This is a genomic window from Collinsella aerofaciens, assembly GCF_001405375.1.
GTDB lineage: Bacteria > Actinomycetota > Coriobacteriia > Coriobacteriales > Coriobacteriaceae > Collinsella > Collinsella aerofaciens_F.
In genome coordinates this window covers 60,579-77,316 of record NZ_CYYP01000008.1, presented here as the reverse complement: position 1 = coordinate 77,316, position 16,738 = coordinate 60,579, and the positions used below count along the sequence as shown (strand labels likewise).

General features: G+C 60.7%; 16 protein-coding genes. 1 reads left to right on the top strand and 15 read right to left on the bottom strand.

The features are described from left to right. Positions 1–328: 328 nt before the first annotated feature. Entirely contained in the window at positions 329–2,332 is a 2,004-nt protein-coding gene (locus tag ARB25_RS05520) for a fructose-specific PTS transporter subunit EIIC (RefSeq protein WP_055286454.1), read from the bottom strand. A 272-nt stretch (positions 2,333–2,604) separates the two neighbouring features. On the opposite strand from ARB25_RS05520, the gene ARB25_RS05515 reads away from it, so the two are divergent. Then, a complete protein-coding gene (locus ARB25_RS05515) occupies positions 2,605–3,462 on the top strand; it encodes a MurR/RpiR family transcriptional regulator (protein WP_055286452.1) in 858 nt (285 codons plus the stop codon). Between the two features lie 59 nt (positions 3,463–3,521). Here the strand turns inward: ARB25_RS05515 and ARB25_RS05510 are convergent, their stop codons facing one another. The 14 genes from ARB25_RS05510 to alaS all read right to left on the bottom strand — a co-directional run bounded on the left by ARB25_RS05510 (position 3,522) and on the right by alaS (position 16,718). Further along, a complete protein-coding gene (locus ARB25_RS05510; RefSeq protein ID WP_055286450.1) occupies positions 3,522–5,150 on the bottom strand; it encodes a DNA repair protein RecN in 1,629 nt (542 codons plus the stop codon). Continuing rightward, a complete protein-coding gene (locus tag ARB25_RS05505; RefSeq protein WP_055286448.1) occupies positions 5,140–6,000 on the bottom strand; it encodes an NAD(+)/NADH kinase in 861 nt (286 codons plus the stop codon). The genes ARB25_RS05510 and ARB25_RS05505 overlap by 11 nt, the downstream gene beginning before the upstream one ends. Next, a complete protein-coding gene (locus ARB25_RS05500; protein WP_055286493.1) occupies positions 5,997–6,800 on the bottom strand; it encodes a TlyA family RNA methyltransferase in 804 nt (267 codons plus the stop codon). The genes ARB25_RS05505 and ARB25_RS05500 overlap by 4 nt, the downstream gene beginning before the upstream one ends. A 35-nt stretch (positions 6,801–6,835) precedes the next feature. Further along, positions 6,836–7,075: an exodeoxyribonuclease VII small subunit gene (locus tag ARB25_RS05495; RefSeq protein WP_006233978.1), complete on the bottom strand. Its 240-nt coding sequence runs from the start codon at positions 7,073–7,075 to the stop codon at positions 6,836–6,838. A 2-nt stretch (positions 7,076–7,077) separates the two neighbouring features. Next, complete coding sequence (nusB, locus tag ARB25_RS05490) at positions 7,078–7,665, bottom strand: transcription antitermination factor NusB (RefSeq protein ID WP_082421883.1); 588 nt, start codon at positions 7,663–7,665, stop codon at positions 7,078–7,080. 3 nt (positions 7,666–7,668) lie between these two features. Beyond that, positions 7,669–8,031, bottom strand: a complete 363-nt coding sequence (locus ARB25_RS05485; protein ID WP_006233982.1) for an Asp23/Gls24 family envelope stress response protein — start codon at positions 8,029–8,031, stop codon at positions 7,669–7,671. Positions 8,032–8,055: 24 nt separating this feature from the next. Next, on the bottom strand, positions 8,056–8,619 hold the full coding sequence (efp, locus tag ARB25_RS05480) for an elongation factor P (RefSeq protein WP_055286447.1): 564 nt from the start codon (positions 8,617–8,619) through the stop codon (positions 8,056–8,058). 159 nt (positions 8,620–8,778) lie between these two features. Further along, on the bottom strand, positions 8,779–9,909 hold the full coding sequence (locus tag ARB25_RS05475) for a M24 family metallopeptidase (RefSeq protein WP_055286445.1): 1,131 nt from the start codon (positions 9,907–9,909) through the stop codon (positions 8,779–8,781). Between the two features lie 132 nt (positions 9,910–10,041). Then, on the bottom strand, positions 10,042–11,151 hold the full coding sequence (locus ARB25_RS05470) for a hypothetical protein (RefSeq protein WP_055286443.1): 1,110 nt from the start codon (positions 11,149–11,151) through the stop codon (positions 10,042–10,044). Next, on the bottom strand, positions 11,148–11,681 hold the full coding sequence (locus ARB25_RS05465) for a shikimate kinase (RefSeq protein ID WP_006233986.1): 534 nt from the start codon (positions 11,679–11,681) through the stop codon (positions 11,148–11,150). Before ARB25_RS05465 ends, ARB25_RS05470 begins: the two co-directional genes overlap by 4 nt. An 8-nt stretch (positions 11,682–11,689) precedes the next feature. Beyond that, the gene (locus tag ARB25_RS05460; protein ID WP_055286441.1) at positions 11,690–12,187 is read right to left on the bottom strand and encodes a YqeG family HAD IIIA-type phosphatase; all 498 of its coding nucleotides are present in this window, start codon (positions 12,185–12,187) and stop codon (positions 11,690–11,692) included. Between the two features lies 1 nt (position 12,188). Then, on the bottom strand, positions 12,189–13,622 hold the full coding sequence (gene mltG / locus ARB25_RS05455; protein WP_253276052.1) for an endolytic transglycosylase MltG: 1,434 nt from the start codon (positions 13,620–13,622) through the stop codon (positions 12,189–12,191). Further along, positions 13,615–14,043, bottom strand: coding sequence for a Holliday junction resolvase RuvX (gene ruvX / locus ARB25_RS05450; RefSeq protein ID WP_055286437.1), 429 nt, complete (start codon positions 14,041–14,043; stop codon positions 13,615–13,617). The genes mltG and ruvX overlap by 8 nt, the downstream gene beginning before the upstream one ends. 17 nt (positions 14,044–14,060) lie before the next feature. Beyond that, complete coding sequence (gene alaS, locus ARB25_RS05445; RefSeq protein ID WP_055286435.1) at positions 14,061–16,718, bottom strand: alanine--tRNA ligase; 2,658 nt, start codon at positions 16,716–16,718, stop codon at positions 14,061–14,063. Between the last annotated feature and the right edge of the window lie 20 nt (positions 16,719–16,738).

Sequence of the window (16,738 nt, the reverse complement as noted above, 5' to 3'; positions counted from 1 at the left end):
TCTTCGGCTCGTGCGGAACTCGCGATAAATCTCACAGGCCGCGCGCGGGCCCCTGTGGGCGAGCAAGCTGCGGAAACTCGGTCGGTCCAAAGTAATATCGTGCGAACGGAATTCTGGCTGATGATCTGTTCGCGACAAAGACTCGATAGGCAGCCCCCTCTATGCCCTTTTATAAGTTGCGGTGAAATAGGGACTGAGTTTGGGGTTGAATCGTTTAAACAGTCCCTATTTCACCGCAACTTATGAGAGGGCAAAGAAAAAAGGCGGGGGCTCCTAGTGGAGTCCTCGCCTTTTGTGCAGAGGGCGATGGTATTCGCGTACCGTGGAATTAGACCAGGCGGGCGTTGATCGTCTTGGCGATCTCGGCGGCGTCGGTTGAACCCTTGACAGTGGCACGGAAGTCCTCGTCCATGAGCGCCTCGGCGACCTTAGACAGGATCTTGAGGTGCGTAGTGCCGGCCTGGGCACCGGGGATGAGCAGGGCGATAGCCACGTTGACGGGAGCGCCGTCCATGGTGTCCCAACCGGTCACGCCGGACTCGTCCTTGACGACAATAACAGCAGCCTCGGTAATGGCGTCGGACTTGGCATGCGGGATGGCGAAGCCCTCCATCATGCCCGTGGTGCCCTCGGCCTCGCGGGCCAGGAAGGCGTTCAACACGGCGTCGGCGTCGCTGGCGATACCGGCCTTGACAGCCTGGTTGGAAACGAAGCTCAGAGCCTCGTCACGAGAAGCGAAGTCCTCGGCAACAAAGACATTCTCGACCTTAACGAAGTCGGCAGCCTCGGCCTTGGGGGCCTCGACGGCAGCGGCCTTGGGAGCCTCAACCGGCTTGGCTGCAGGAGCGGCCTTCTGGTTCTTCTCGAAGTCGTACTTCTTAAAGGCCACGAACAGGATGCCACCGACCACAGCGCCGATGAAGATCGCGAGAACCCACAGCGGACCGTTCTCGACAACGGGCAGGACCAGGAAGCCACCGTGAGGCGCCGGATCGTGAACGTTGAACATAATGGTCAGGATCGAAGCGATAGAAGAACCGAGCATCATGATGGGCATGACGGGCCAGATGTTCTTGGTCATGAACGGAATGGCGCCCTCGGTGATGTGGGTGCAACCAAGGATGAGGTTGACGACACCGGCGTCATGGTCCTCCTGGCTGAAGTACTTCTTGCCGACAACGACGGCGAAGGTGGTGATCAGCGGCGGAACGATGCAGGCGGCGGAAACGGCAGCCATGAAGTTGGTGCCGAAGTTGTAGGTATCGGTGCCAACACCGGCGGCCAGTGCCTCGGTGAGCATAGCGGTACCGGTAACGTAAGCAGCCTTGTTGACCGGGCCGCCCATGTCAAAGGCGCACATGCAGCCGATGGCAAGACCCAGGACAACGGCGCCAGAGGCGGACAGGCCCTTGAGGAAGTCCATCATGGCGGTGTTGATGGCAGCCATGGGGCCGGAAATGCCGAGCATGACCAGGCCGACGATAGCCGTCGAGAACAGCGGGTACAGGAAGATAGCCTTGAGGCCGTCCAGGTTCTTGGGCAGACCGGCAAAGACCTTCTCGAGCAGCAGGATGACATAACCGGCGAGGAAGCCGCCGACGATGCCGCCCAGGAAGCCGAAGCCCACGCCGGTGCCACCGGCGTCGATCATGCCGGTCTCGGCGTTAACAGGCAGGCCCTGGATGGCGATCATACCGGCAACAAAGCCGGGGACGAGCGCCGGGCGCTTGCCGATGGACTCGGCGATGTAGGCGGAAAGCACCGGAACCATAAGGTTCATGGCGATGCCGCCGATGATCTTGAGCATAGCAGCAAAGCTGTTGTAGTCAGACGCCGTCGAATCGAAGGACGTAATGCCCCACAGGAACGAAATGGCGGTCAGAACACCACCGGCAACGACGAAGACCAGCATGTGGCTGACGCCGTTCATGAGGTGCTTGTAGATGACGTGGCCGATGGACTCCTTCTCCTCGACCTCGTCCTCGACATCGGCGGCAGCGGCAACCGTGTCGTCGCCCTTGGCGGCGAGCGCGCGGTCGATCAGCTTACCAGCAGCCTCGACAGACAGGGCCTTGGAAACACCAACGGAAACCATGGGCTTACCGGCGAAACGCTCGGCCTGGACATCCTTATCGGCTGCGACGACGACGGCCTTGGCACCGGCGATCTCGCTCTTGGTGAGCTCGTTCTCGACACCGACCTGGCCATGAGTCTCGACCTTAATGGTCAGACCGCGCTCGGCAGCTGCCTTCTCCAGCGCCTCCTTCGCCATGAAGGTGTGCGCAATGCCGGTCGGGCAACCGGTCGCGGCGATGATGTCAAACTTAGCCATGTGTCCCTCCTTCTTGAGTACAGCGCCCTCGGGCGCTCCCCTACACGCGCTTCGATGCGCGTTTTTCCACAACTGAAAGATACCAACCTACCGTCCGCGTGAGAAGAGACAAGGCGCAATTCTCCGGTGAAAGGTTCTTTCATAACCGTAAACGGCAAGTGAAAGTTTACCATCAACACTTGAAACGGCAAGGTGTATCTTGTAATTGAAAATGCCCGTATACTATGGCATTGCAAATCAAGTTAGATTTTCAGGCCAACCAGGAGCCATCCATGACCGATAGTAGCAAAAGCGCACTTTCCCTCATTAGTACCCACCAGGGATACAGCGAGTCCGAGCAGCGCATTGTCGACTATATATTGGAGCACCAGTCCGAGGCGCCACGCCTCACGGCGGCTCAGCTCTCGCGCGCTGCCGCCACGTCCGAGGCGACCGTTTCGCGTTTCTGCCGCAAGCTGGGCTTTGGCAGCTTCCGCAGCTTTCAGTTTTCGTTGGCGCGCGACTTAGAGAGTCAGCGCAACGAGGGCCTGACCGACGAGGTCTCGCTCGACAACATGGAGCAGAGCCTTAAAAATATCCTCGCCGCCAAGGTGAGTGAGCTTAATGCGACCATCGACGGCATTGATCACGACACGTTGGCCGCAGTTGTACACGCGCTTAAGAACGCCGGCGTTATTGAGTTTGCGGCCGTAGGCAACACCAACGCCGTCGCGCTCGACGCGACGTTCAAGTTCTCGCAGCTGGGCCTGCGCTGCATGGCGAGCACCATTAGCGAGACATCAATCGGCTTTGCGCTCACGTTACGCCCGGGTGACGTCATCGTGCTAATCTCAAACTCTGGCAAATCGCGCCGACTGAATCGCATGGCAAAAGCGGCTCGCAACTGCGGCGCAACCGTAGTCGTCATCAGCAGCGATAGCAAGTCTCCACTTGCGCGCCTCGCCGACTACACCTTTAATACCGTCAATCACGAAGCGCTGCTGACAACGGGTGACTTCGCATTCTCCAAGATGAGCGCCACGATGATCATAGAGGTCATCTACAACTTCCTGCTGCCCGAAATCGAGGACGCCCGAGAGCATATCAGCTACTACGAAGAGCTCATCCAACCGGATAAGGTCGTGGAGTAAAACGCGAAGTGGGACAAAAAATTCAGTCTATTTTGTCCCACCAACACCGCTGATACGACCTAACCTCGAGCTTCTTCAAGCATCTGCTTGGCATGCGCCAAGCTCGCCTCCGATTGATCGCCGCTCAACATGCGGGCGATCTCGGCGGTACGCGCTTCGCCGGTTACCTCGTCCAAATGCGTCTGGGGAACATCGCCCGGTTCCTTACTGACAACATAATGTTTGTCGGCCATGACCGCAACCTGCGCAAGGTGCGTTACGACGATGACCTGATGAGTAGCGGCAAGATCGGCCAGCACACCAGCAAGAGCACGAGCCGTAGAGCCGCCGACACCGGCATCGACCTCGTCAAACACCAGCGTATCGACACCGTCCGCGTTACCGAGGACAACCTTACTTGCCAACATGACGCGGCTGAGCTCGCCGCCCGACGCAATGCGGCGCAGGGGACGTGGAGTCAAACCGGCACCGCTGCGGTATAGCAGCTCGTAGCTCGAAGGACCAACGGGCGTCCACTCAGCACGGGGAAGATCACGCGACTCCCAGACGAGCTCGGCGCCGCCCATCTCCAGGCGAGCCATCTGGCGGCAAACCTCGTGGCAGAAGCGCGGGGCCGCCATATTGCGAGCGCGCTTAAGTGCCTTGGCAGCAGCAAACAACTCGTGCTCGGCGCTCCCGAGTGCCTCACGCGCCTTTCTGATCTGTTCATCGCCATCATCGACCAGGGACAGCAGCTCTTGCGAGCGATCGCGCATGGCAAAAACATCGTCCATGGTAGGACCCCACTGACGCAGCAGGCCCTTGAGGTCGGAATACCGCTCACGCATGCGAGCGAGCTCGCGCGGATCGAAGGCGACGCCATCGCGATAGGCACGAAGTTCGTTCGCGCAATCCTCAAGGGAGATACAGGCATCCGAAAGCAAATCGGCAATGTCGCCAAGTTTGCGATCGACGGAAGCCATACGGGAAAGTTCTGCCACGGCGCTGTTCACGGCATCGAGCGCTCCCCCTTCAGAGGCAAGCGATGCATGGGCATCATTAGCTGTGGCAACCAGTACCTCGGCATGTTCGGAGCGCGGCAGCAGTTCCTCGAGTTCCTCATACTCGCCCGGTTTGGGGTCGACCTCGCCGATGCGCTCGAGCGCAAAGCGCGCTTCCTCGACGCGGCTCCCCTGCGCACGCGAGGTCTCTTCGACACGTCGAACCTCCTTAGCGGCAGCACGCGAAGCCTTAAAGCAGGCGCGGTAGTGCTCGAGCGCCTCGAGTGCAGGGCGCCCTGCCCAGGCATCGACCATCGCAACATGATGCGCCGGATCGAGCAAGCGCTGGTGCTCGTGTTGGCCGCACAGATCCATCATCACGCCAACGCGCTCCGAAAGCTCGCGCACACTGGCGATGCGGCCGTCAATCTTCACGCGGCTGCGGCCCTCGGCGGAAAGGCTGCGCTGTACGGTGAACCCTTCCGTGTCGTGCGGCCCGTCGAAGAGTCGTGCCTCGACGCTCGCGAGCGCCTCGCCCTCGCGCACCGTCGACGAATCCGCGCGCTCGCCCAAAATAAGTTTGAGGGCCGAGAGCAGCGCGGTCTTGCCGGCACCGGTCTCGCCGGTCAGGACAGTCAGGCCGGCACTCGGCACCAACGTCGCCTCGCGAATGAGTGCAATGTTAGAAACCTGCAGCTCATCGATCATGACGCACTCCGTAGAACACACGGCTCACCGAGTTATAGAAGCTCTCGGGGCCGTAATCCAGCAGCAACACATCTCCGGGCCCGCGGCGCACCGCCACGCTCTCAACGGTGCCATCGCAGGTAATAAACTGTCCATCGATGGCGATCGCCGGCACGCTCGGGCGATCATCGGACATAAAGATTTCGACGACATCACTCGGCGAAGTCAAGAAGGCACGGGCCTGAATGGTGTGCGGCGCAATGGGTACGCAGACCATGCCCGTATAGTCGGGGCTCACGATGGGGCCGCCGGCGGATAGTGCATAGCCAGTGGAGCCGGTCGCCGTCGAAACAACGACACCGTCACCGCGTAGGCGGTCGATATGGTGACCGGACACCGTGATGTCAAACTCGACCATATCGGACAGGGGGCCGCGCGTAAGCGCCATGTCGTTGAGGGCGAAGGTGCGCACGACATCCTTCGTACCTTCTTCGCGCACGGACACGATATCAGCGGCGATGGTAGCGCGACGGCTCACGTGCAGCTCGCCGGACAGGGCGTCACTCACGACCTGCAGAATGTCGCGCTCCTCGGGGCTCGCAGCAGTTAAAAAGCCCAGGTGACCATAGGAAAGACCGAGGATAGGAATCTCGCGATGGTTGAGGATGCGGGCAGCGCGCAGCAACGTACCGTCGCCGCCGAGCGTAATGACCAGATCGGAGCCGTCAATATCAGGCGTGCTTTGAATCTTCGATCGCTGGTCGGCAGCCCATGCGACTTCATAGCCCTGGCGCGTCAGCCAAAGCTCGAGCATCAGGCCGCTCTCGACCGCCTCTTGCTTGTAGTAATTGGGAACCAGAAAGACCTTCATAGCGTTGCAGCTTTCTCGCTCAAAACCGATACCTGGGATTGCAGCTCATCGTCGGCGCGCTCGCCGGGGGCAAACCTCGTGCCGTACAGGAAAAACTCAACGTTTCCCTTGGCACCATGAATGGGCGACACGCAAACATCGACCGGGAACAGGCCCTTGGCAGCAAAGAGTTCAACCGCCGCCACGAGTGTATCGCGGCGCACGGCGGAATCGGTCACAATGCCGCCCTCGCCCACCAGCGCCGCCGGAGCCTCAAACTGCGGCTTTACGAGCGTACAGAATGCACCCGTAGGAGCCATGCACGCCAGCACCGCATCGATAATGTTCGCGATGCTGGTAAACGAGACATCACACACAGCCAGGTCGATTGCGCCGGCATAGCCAAGCTCAGGCAGCTGCGTCACGTTTGTGCGCTCATGCAGCGTCACGCGATCATCCTGACGCAACGACCAATCGAACTGGGCGCGACCCACGTCCACCGAGACAACGGTCGCAGCTCCGCGCTTGAGCAGGCAATCGGTAAAGCCGCCGGTAGAGCAGCCCACATCCAGGCAGGCAAGGCCCGTCGGATTGATGCCAAACGCATCAAGTGCGCCTTCGAGCTTAAGACCGCCGCGGCCAACATAGGGAATGCGCCCCTTCACGTGCAGCGACAGGCCCGGGGTCACCTTAAGACCCGGCGAAGTCAAGCGCTCGCCGCCACTCGAGACCATGCCGGCCATAAGAGTGCGAAGGGCATCCGCGCGATCGGCGCAGATGCCCTGTGAAATCAGTTCGTCATCAAGACGCACGCGTTTCATGAATGCCATCAACCATTCGTATCCGGAGATGCGGCCTAGCTATCCTGGGATTCGTTTGCCGCATCCTCATCGTATTCCTGCTCGAGCTTGTCGGCCTCTCGCGGCGTCAACTCAAACTTGTCGACCATATCGACCGCGCGGGAACCCAACTCAATCGCTTCGTCAAACAAATCGAGTGAACGCTCCAAGGAGGTATCCTTGGAGCGAACGGTAGCGATGATCTGGTCCAGACGGTCCGAGATCTCGTCAAAGTTGCGGACAGAACCCTCTGGCATGGCTACTCCTCGACGGAGTCGGCCTCGACGGCCCCAGCAGCGTCCGCGTCCTCGGCAAGTACACCGGCAGCAGCCTGAGCAGCAGCGACCTTGGCGGCTGCCTCGGCAGCCTGTGCCTCCTCGCGAGCGCGATCCTCGGCCAGCAGCTCTTGGTACAGGTCATCGCCCGGCATTTCCTCGCTGCGAGCGATCTTGCCCAGCACGCCGTTGACGAACGACGCGGACTGGTCGGTGCCATAGGCCTTGGCAAGCTCGACGGCCTCGTTGATCACGATGGCGTCCGAGACCTCCTCGTCGGTGAGGAAACGCATCTCGTAAACGGCGATACGCAGCAGATTGCGGTCGGCACCGGGCATGCGCATAAGATCCCAGTTCTTGGCAACGGAGCGCAGAGCGCAGTCGATGCGGTCGATATGCTCGTAGGCACCGCGGCACAGCTCCAGCGCATAGGGGTCGAGGGGACCCTTCGAGATCAGGAAATCACCCTCGAGGACGCGCTCGAGCGGGCTGTCCGTGGCCTCGGCCTGGAACAGCAGCTGCAGCGCCTGACTGCGGGCAAGCGTACGCCCGCGATAAACCTTAAGGCTCAAAGGTTACTCCTTGGGAAAAACGAGGCCGTCGATGCAAACGTCGACGCGCTCGACCTCAACGCCCACCTGGGCATCGATGGCGGCGACCACAGCGGCGCGAACAGCCTCGGCGAGTTTCTTGAACGGATAGCCAAAGAACACCACGACACGCACGGTGAGTGCGAGCTTGTCGCCAACGACCTCGGCCTCGACCGCCGGCTCGGAAGCCGGGGCCTTGGACGAGAGCATCATGGAGACAAGGTTGGTGGCAAGGTCCTTGACGCCAACGGAGGCGATGCCCTCGACATCCGACACGGCGCGCGAGACGATGGCGGTCAGAACATCGGGCGAAATGCCGATGCCGTCAATCTTGATTTCCTGGGGCATGAGTCCTCCTAGAAGAGTTGGTTGCTAGACGCGGGAGACGAACTTGCCGTCGCGGGTGTCAACCTTGATGACCTCGCCCTCGTTGAGGTACATGGGGACCTGGATGACAGCGCCGGTATCGATCGTGGCCGGCTTGGTGGAACCCTGGACGGTGTCGCCCTTAAAGCCCGGGTCGGTTTGGACGATGGTGGTCTCGATGAACATCGGCGGGGTCACGCCCATGAGCTCATCGTCGGCAAAGAGCAGCTGGCAGACGTCGTTCTCGCGCAGCCACTTGGAGTTCTCGCCCACCATGTCCTCGGGAACGGGAACCTGCTCATAGGACTCGTTGTCCATGAAAATGTAGTCGGCGCCATCGTTGTAGAGGTACTGGAACTCGCGGGTGGTGAGCATGACGCTCTCGAACTTGGTGCCAGCGTTGCAGGTGTTCTCGACGACGCGGCCGCTCTTGATGTCTCGGGTCTTGTAGCGCACAAACGCGCCGCCCTTGCCCGGCTTGACATGCTGGAACTCGACGATGGTATAGACCTTGTCCTTGATGCGGAGACCGAGGCCGTTCTTGAAGTCGGCGGTAGAAATGGTAGGCATAGCGACCTTTCTTGTTATGGGCAGAACGCACAAGCGTCCAAATTACATACGATAGAGATTATACACTTGCAGACGGCGCCTGCAGCGAGCGCATAAAAAGAGAACGCGGGGCGTCCGAAGTGCTCCGGACGTCCCGCCCCAAAAATCTATCGAAATGGGCTAGCAATCGATGACGTGCAGGTCGTGCGGGGTCTTGGTGAAGGGCTCGTAGCCGTTCTCGGTGACCACGCCGTAGTCCTCAAGGCGTACGCCGCCCACGCCGGGCAGGTAGACGCCGGGCTCCATGGTGATAACCGAGCCGACCTCGATGGTGTTCTTGCTGCGGTTGAAGTTGGGCAGCTCGTGGATGTCGATACCGACACCGTGGCCCAGGCCATGGTTATAGTAATCGCCATAGCCGGCATCGCCGATGATCTTCTTGGAGAGCTTGAAGATGTCGTTGCCCTCGACGCCCGGATGGATGGCGGCGACGCACTCCTCGTGCGTACGGCGCACGAGCGCGTACAGGTCGAGCTGCTCCTGGGTGGGCTCGCCCATCACGACGGTACGAGTCATGTCGGAGCGGTAGTCGCAGTATCCCGCGCCGTAGTCCATCAGGACAAAGTCGCCCTTCTCGATCACGCGGTCGCTCGGCACGGCATGCGGGTTGGCGGTGTTGGGACCGCTCGCCACGATGGAGCCGAAGGCAAGGCTGTCGGCGCCGTTGGCGAACATAAAGTTCTCGAGCTCGTTGCGAACCTGCTTCTCGGTCATACCAGGCTTAATAAAGCCGAGCATATGCTGGAAGGCGGCGTCGGTGATCGACTGCGCATGGCGCATGAGCTCGATCTCCTCAGCGTCCTTGATGGCGCGCATCTTGCGAATGTCGTCGTGCATCAGCGGCAGCATGCAGGCGACGGAACGGTCCTCCAGGCCACGCTGAATACCCTGGTAGAAGTTAATCTGCATATCGTCTTCGACAGCGCAGACACGGCACTTGTTGGCTGCGATCTTACCGGCGACCCAGCCGGGAATGGTACCCTCGTCCATGTCGTAGACCCAGGGGCTGCCAGCGGGCGTGTTCTCCTCAAAGCTGTTGAGGTAGCGCGAGTCGGTGTGGAACAGGCACTGGTCGGCCGTAATAAACGCAGCGTGCGGGAACTCGAAGGTGTAGTCGAAGACGCCCTTCACGCCCGTAAGCCAACGAAGGTTGGCCTCGTCGCGCACCAGGATGGCGTCGTAGCCACGCTCGGCCATCAGGGCACGGACACGCTCGATACGACCGGCAGGACCGGCAGCAAACTCAGACATGCAGATTCCTTTCTTGTTGTCTCAAAAAGTGCGGGACGGGTCTCAACCGAACGTCGGAATCGCATGCAAACCGCAACCGATTGGAAACCCGTCCCTCAACATGATACGAAAGACGATGGATGTCAATAAATCTTAGAGAAGTTCTTTGCGAGAAGCCAAGTAGGCGTGAGCATGGCGCTCAAGAACCTCATCCTCAACGCTCGTTAGGCGAATGGCGCCAAGTGCTGCGGGCAGCGGCAACATACTGCGGTTCGAGCGGGCAAACTGCTGCTTGCGGAACTCCTCGATATATGCGGCAGGCTCCAGATCGAAGGCAAGTTCCTCGATACCAAAGTCCTCCAGGCAGTCATCGACCTCAAAGACGTAATCGATATCGAAGTCGCAGGCGTCATGTGCTAGGCGCGCCTCAAAGCGCATGCCCTCGGACAACAGCTGGTAGGCAGGGACCTGCGAAGCGGCATCGCCCAAGCAGGCGCGCAGGGTGCGCTCCCCCGTCTTGCCAAAATCGAGCGCATGGCGGGCGCTCGGGTTCGTGGCCATCAGTACGTCCTTACGGGCAGTCTGAGACCATTGAACGGCATTAACGAGCGCGACCTCCTCGCCCGCGAGAATCTCGGGGACGGTCTCAGTAAACTGATTCCAGCGGGACTTGCTACTCGAAAGCATGGTGCCAACAAGTACCACATAGCCGAGCTTAAGGTCCTCGGGGTCCGCCTCGCGAACAAGGTCGAGGTCACACACGACCAAGCCCGGTTCGGGACGGAACGCGATAGCGGGAAGCGCATTCGCCGACGAGGCGACGAGCGGCTTCATGGTCGTCGCGACCGTGAGCATGGCGTCGAACGTCGTCGGCAGCAAGGCGCACTCGGTGCGACCGCACCACTGATTGGCACACCAACAAACGACCGAGCAGGTCGCTGTATCGCCGACAGCGACAACGAGATCGTCGCAGGTAATGCCGTTAGCCGACAGGGCGCCAAAGACGGTATCGGCATCGACCAGCGTGGCACCAGCAGGCGAAACCTCGAGGACTAGCGGCGACACGACAAAACCGGCGTCGACCAGCGCATGCTCGACGACCTCACCAAAACGCTCGGATGTGGCGGAGTTCCAAACCACCATCGCGCGCTTAGGCTTGCCCACAGCCGAGGCAAACATGCGCGACAGCTCATCGAACGCGCCCAATCCGACGCGGACATCGACGCTGCGGTTTTGGAAATTGATCAGTTGACGGCGAATCATAGCAGTCCACGCTCCAAAAGCATCTCGGCACAAAGGTAGGAAACGTCCTCGAAGGACTTGTTGCGAATATCAAGGGTAAGGTCAGCGGCCTGGCGATACAGCGGACGGCGATGCTCAAACAGGCGCGCAGCATGCTCGGGCGAACGGAAATCGGGGCGCGTGTCGGACCGACGAATCTGGCGAATCGAATCCTCGAAGTCGCCCTCGAGGTACACGCACGTACCCATTTCGTGCATCAGCTCAATATTCACCGGCGTCTCGACGATACCGCCCCCGCACGAAACCAACAGGCTGCGCTCGCTTTGGAGCGAACGGAGTGCCGAGGTCTCGAGCTCACGAAAACGATCCTCGCCCTCGGTCTCAAAAATCTCGGTTACCGACTTGCCGCAACGACGCACGACCAGGCGGTCGGTATCGATAAAACGCCGCTTGAACATGGTGCCGACGTTGCGCGCGAGCGTCGATTTGCCCGCGCCCAAAAAGCCGATAAAGAAGATATGGTCGCAGCCGTGTTTGGTGTGCTGGGACATGACGAGACCTATTCCTCGCAGGGAAGGTCACGAAGGGCCCGGCGCTCAAAGATACGGAAGATCTGCGTATACCACAGGTCCTGCGTCGCCTGCGGCTTTACCAGGATGGTATCGACGCCGGCGAAGTTGCCGCTCCACACGTCCGTGTAGAGCTGATCACCGATCAGCACCGCCTCGTCGGCCGTGGCGCCGAGACGCTTAAGACCCACCTTGAGGGCAAACGGCGCCGGCTTCATGGCGTGGCTGATGGCCTCGAGTCCCAGCTCGCGTGCAGAGCTCATGACCTGGTCGCGATGCCAGTTGTTGGACACCATGCACAGCTTAAAGCCTTTGGCGCGGGCGGCATCGAGCCAAGCGGAAACCGCGGCGGGAACCTGCTCGGTGTCGCGCGGCACCAGGGTGTTATCGCGATCGAGCAGAATGGCGCGTTTGCCGTCGGCCCACAGGGTATTAAGGTCGATGCGATCGACCGAGGCAACGTAACGTTTGGGGCTAAAAATCCTCATGCTAATTCCAAGACTGTTGATGCTCTTCGTAGGTTTGCGAGAAGTACTCCTCGTCCTGCGTAATGTAGAAATACAGGTCATCGGAGTCGGTCGGCTCAAGCGTGGCCTTGAGTGCCTCGAGCGACGGAGAGCAGATGGGCGTGGGTGGCAGACCCTCATGCTTATAGGTGTTATACGGACTATCGCTCTGCAGGTCGTCGGCGGTAACCTCGCCACCGGTGACATACATCATAGTCGCATCGCTATTGAGATAGCGCAGGCCATCGAGCTTGCCGGCAAGACGGTTGTAGAAAACCGAGGCCACATGCGCACGTTGATCGGCGTTGAGGCCCTCGCGCTCAACGATAGAGGCCAAGTTGACGATGTCGTAGTCGGACATCTCCACACCGTAGCGTTCCTTGATCTTGGCTTCGCAGCTCGCAAAGTCAAGCGACTTGTACTCGGTCTTAAACTGATCGAGCATAGCGCGAATCACGTCATCGGCCGTCGGCGAATCGCCCAGCGAATAGGTCTTGGGGAACAAGAAACCCTCGAGCGAATCGTTGGCGGCGCCCTTAAGGAAGCTATAGTCGTCCACGTAGTTGGAGGCCTTGGCCTGGTTGAGGAAGTCTTCCTTAGAGATGCTGTCGTAGGCCTGGGCCACACGGTCGGCGACTTGATCGACCGTCAGGCCCTCAGGGATAGTCAGCGTATTGGAGCCCGCGTTGGGGCCTTCCATGAGCTGCTGAACAACCTTGGTCGCATCCATGAGTGTGGTGAACGAATAATCACCAGGCTTGAGCGACATATCGGCGTTGAGCTTTTTCACCGCCGCATAGTAATCCTTGGGATTTTCTACGATATGGTTCTCGGAGAGAATCGAAGCGATGCTGTCACCCGAGGCACCATCGGGAATCGTGATAGTAACCTGCTGGCCTGCAACGACTTTCGCACCCTCACCGCCAAAGAAGCCCTTGACGGCTGGCACGACAAAGAAAACGATCGCGACAAGCGCAAGCACGGCAACAACGCCACCGATAATCATAGGCACCGGGTAGCTTTTCTTTTGAGCACCGCGACGAGCATGCGTGTTGTAGCTCGAGCGGGTCGCCGGAGCAACGCCATGCGAACCACGAGCGTGATGCGAATGCAATTGGGGGGCCTGCGTTCGCTGGGTAGGTGCCTGCTGCTTAAAGCGGGTGCCGCCTGCAGGCTGGGCCGTACGAGCAGTGGGCTGCTGAACCGCGTGAGAAGCCGAATGCTGAACCGAACGAGCAGAAGGCTGCTGACCCGTCCGTTGAACAGGTTGGGCCGAACGAGAGAAGGACTGCGCCGGGCGCGCGGCAGGCTGAGCTGCGCGCTGCGTCGGCTGTGCCGGACGCTGGCCAGGCTGGGCAGGGCGCGACGCCGGCTGCTGTGTACGATTCGGCTGGCGCGGATCGGAAGCACTAGGCATGCGAAACCTCCTCGTTTTTACGATCGAGCCACGTCTGCAAAAACAGGCTGGCGGCAATCATGTCGATCTTGCCCCTCATCTGCTTTTCGTTGAGTCCCTGCTCGCGCAGGATACGCTTGGCCTCTTGCGAGGACAGACGCTCGTCCTCAAACTCCAACGGAAGATCGAGCTCGTCGGCAATCTTTTGCGCCACAGCGGCAACGCGCACGGCCTGAGGGCCGGGCTCACCGGCCATGGTCAGGGGACGTCCGCTTACCAGGATGTCGGGCTCATAGTCCTCAACCAGGTAGCGGAACGTCTTGGCCATACCGGTGACCTCGGCAGCCGGAAGCACCTTGACAGGCATCGCCATCTTGCCATCACGGCTCGAGACGGCGATGCCAATCCTGGTCTCCCCTATGTCCAGCGCGAGCGCAACCACAGCGACTTCTTAGATTCTTAGGCGCCGAGCGCGGTCTTGGCGGCCGCGAGGGCATCGGCGATGCCGGCAGCATTCTTGCCACCGGCCTGGGCCATGTTGGGACGACCGCCACCGCGACCGTCGACCAGACCCGCGATCTGCTTGATCACGTTACCGGCGTGGAAACCGGCCTTGACGGCGTCATCGGAGCCGGCAGCGAGCAGGGCCGGAGTGCCCTTCTCAGTCACGCTGGCGACGACACAAGCGACAGGGCCGGCGACCTTCTGGTGCACGGTATCCCAAACGTTGCGCAGGTCAGCGGCCTCGAGACCCTGAAGCTCAGCAACAGCAAGCTTGTAGCCATTCAGCTCGACAGCACCCTCGATGGCGCTGGAGATCGCATCGGAGGAGCCACCAGTGAGCGCCTTCTTGAGCTTGTTGGACGTCTCGCGCAGCTCGGCCTGCAGGTTCTCCACGCGGGCGGGAACCTCGTCGACGCGGCACTTGAGCGCAGCGGCGGCGGCGTCAACGAGCGCCAGGCGGTCGCCCATATAGTCGAGGGCACCCTTAGAGGTCACGGCCTCGATACGGCGGACATTGGAGCCCGTGGAGGACTCAGAAATGATCTTGAACAGGCCAATCTCGGCGGTATTGGCGGCATGAGTGCCACCACAGAGCTCGCGGGAGAACGGCTGGTCCTCGGCGCCCACGGAGACGACGCGGACAACATCGCCGTACTTCTCTCCAAACAGAGCGACAGCGCCGGCAGCCTTAGCCTCGTCAATGCCCATGACACGGGTCACAACCGGCTTGGAAGCGAAGATCTGCTGGTTGACCAGGTCCTCGACAGCCTTGAGCTGCTCGGAGGACAGGGCCTCGAAGTGCGTGAAGTCAAAGCGCAGGTGCTCGGGCGTCACCAGCGAACCGGCCTGGGAGACATGCTCGCCCAGGACCTGCTTAAGGGCGGCGTCGAGCAGGTGCGTGGCGGTGTGGTTGCGGCGCAGGAAGCCACGGCGCTCAGCGTCGAGCGCGGCGGTCACGGTAGCACCGACGGTCAGCGTGCCATCGGTAACGTGGGCGACGTGGGCATACAGGCCGTTGTGGTTCTTGGTGTCGGCAACGGTCAGCACAACGCCCTCGGCGGAAAGCTTGCCGGCATCGCCCTGCTGGCCGCCCATCTCGGCGTAGAACGGGGTGCGGTCGAGCACAACCTCGACATCCTCGCCCGCGGCGGCGGACTCGAGGGACTCGCCGTTGCGTACGATGGCGAGAACCTTGGCGCCCTCGATCACGTCGTTGTCATAGCCGTCGAACTCAGTCGCGGCGACCTTGTCGGAAAGCTCGACCCACACGTCGTTGAAGCTGCCCCAGGCGTCGCCCTTGGCATTGGCGCGGGCGCGGGCCTTCTGGTCCTCCATGCAGGCAGTGAAGCCGTCCATGTCGACGTCGTGGCCAGCGGTGCCGGCGATCTCGACGGTCAGGTCGATGGGGAAACCAAAGGTGTCGTGCAGCTTAAAGGCAACATCGCCCGGAAGCACAGCACCCTCGGCAAGCGCTGCCAGGGCCTCGTCCAGGTAGACGCGGCCGTTGTCGAGCGTCGTGGAGAAGCGCTCCTCCTCGGAGGCGACGATACCCTTGACGAGCGCGACGTTCTTGAGCAGCTCGGGATAGGCCTCGCCCATCTGAGCGTTGACCTCGTCGATGAACTTGGTCAGGAAGGCACCCTCGATACCCAGCAGGCGACCGTGGAACACGGCACGGCGGAGCAGACGGCGAAGGACGTACTCGCGACCCTCGTTACCGGGGAGGATGCCATCCGAAATCATAAAGTCGACGGCACGGGAGTGGTCGGCGATGATGCGCAGGGAGCGGCTGGCGCCGGAGTAATCGTCGGCGTCATAGGTCTTGCCGCTAATCTTCTCGCCCAGCTTGATGAGGTGCTGCATCAGATCGCCGTCGTAGTTGGCGGTCTTGTGCTGCATGATGGCGGCCATGCGCTCCAGACCCATGCCCGTATCGAGGTTACGGTGTGGCAGCTCCGGCATGGAGCCGTCCTCCTGGCGGTCGTACTGGGTAAACACGAGGTTCCAGAACTCAAGGAAGCGGTCACAGTCGCAGCCGGGCTTGCAGTCGGGGCTGCCGCAACCGACCTCCTCGCCCATGTCAAAGTAGATCTCGGAGCACGGACCGCAGGGGCCGGTGGGGCCAGCGGCCCAGAAGTTGTCGTCCTCGCCCAAGCGGGAGATGTGGTCCTCGGCAACGCCCAGGGAGCGCCACACGTCATGGGTCTCATCGTCCTCGGTAAAGACGGTAAAGTACAGGCGGTCGAGCGGCAGCTTGAACTCCTTGGTGATGAGCTCAAAGGCCCAGGCGCAAGCCTGCTCCTTGGAGACGCCGCCAAAAGAGAAATCGCCGAGCATCTCAAAGAACGACAGGTGACGGCCGTCCTCGCCGATGCAGTCGATGTCGTTGGTGCGGACGCACTTCTGGCAGGAGATCGCGCCAATCTCCTTCATGGTCTTCTTGCCCTGGTAGTACTCCTTAAACTGGTTCATGCCGGCGTTGGCAAGCAGCAGCGAAGGATCGTCGGGGACGAGGGACGAAGAAGGATAGAGCTTAAGACCGCGCTCCTCAAAGAAGTTGAGGAACTTGGAGCGAATCTCGGCCGTAGTCATTGACGGGTAGTCAGCACTCATAGAGGGAATCTCCTCGGTTT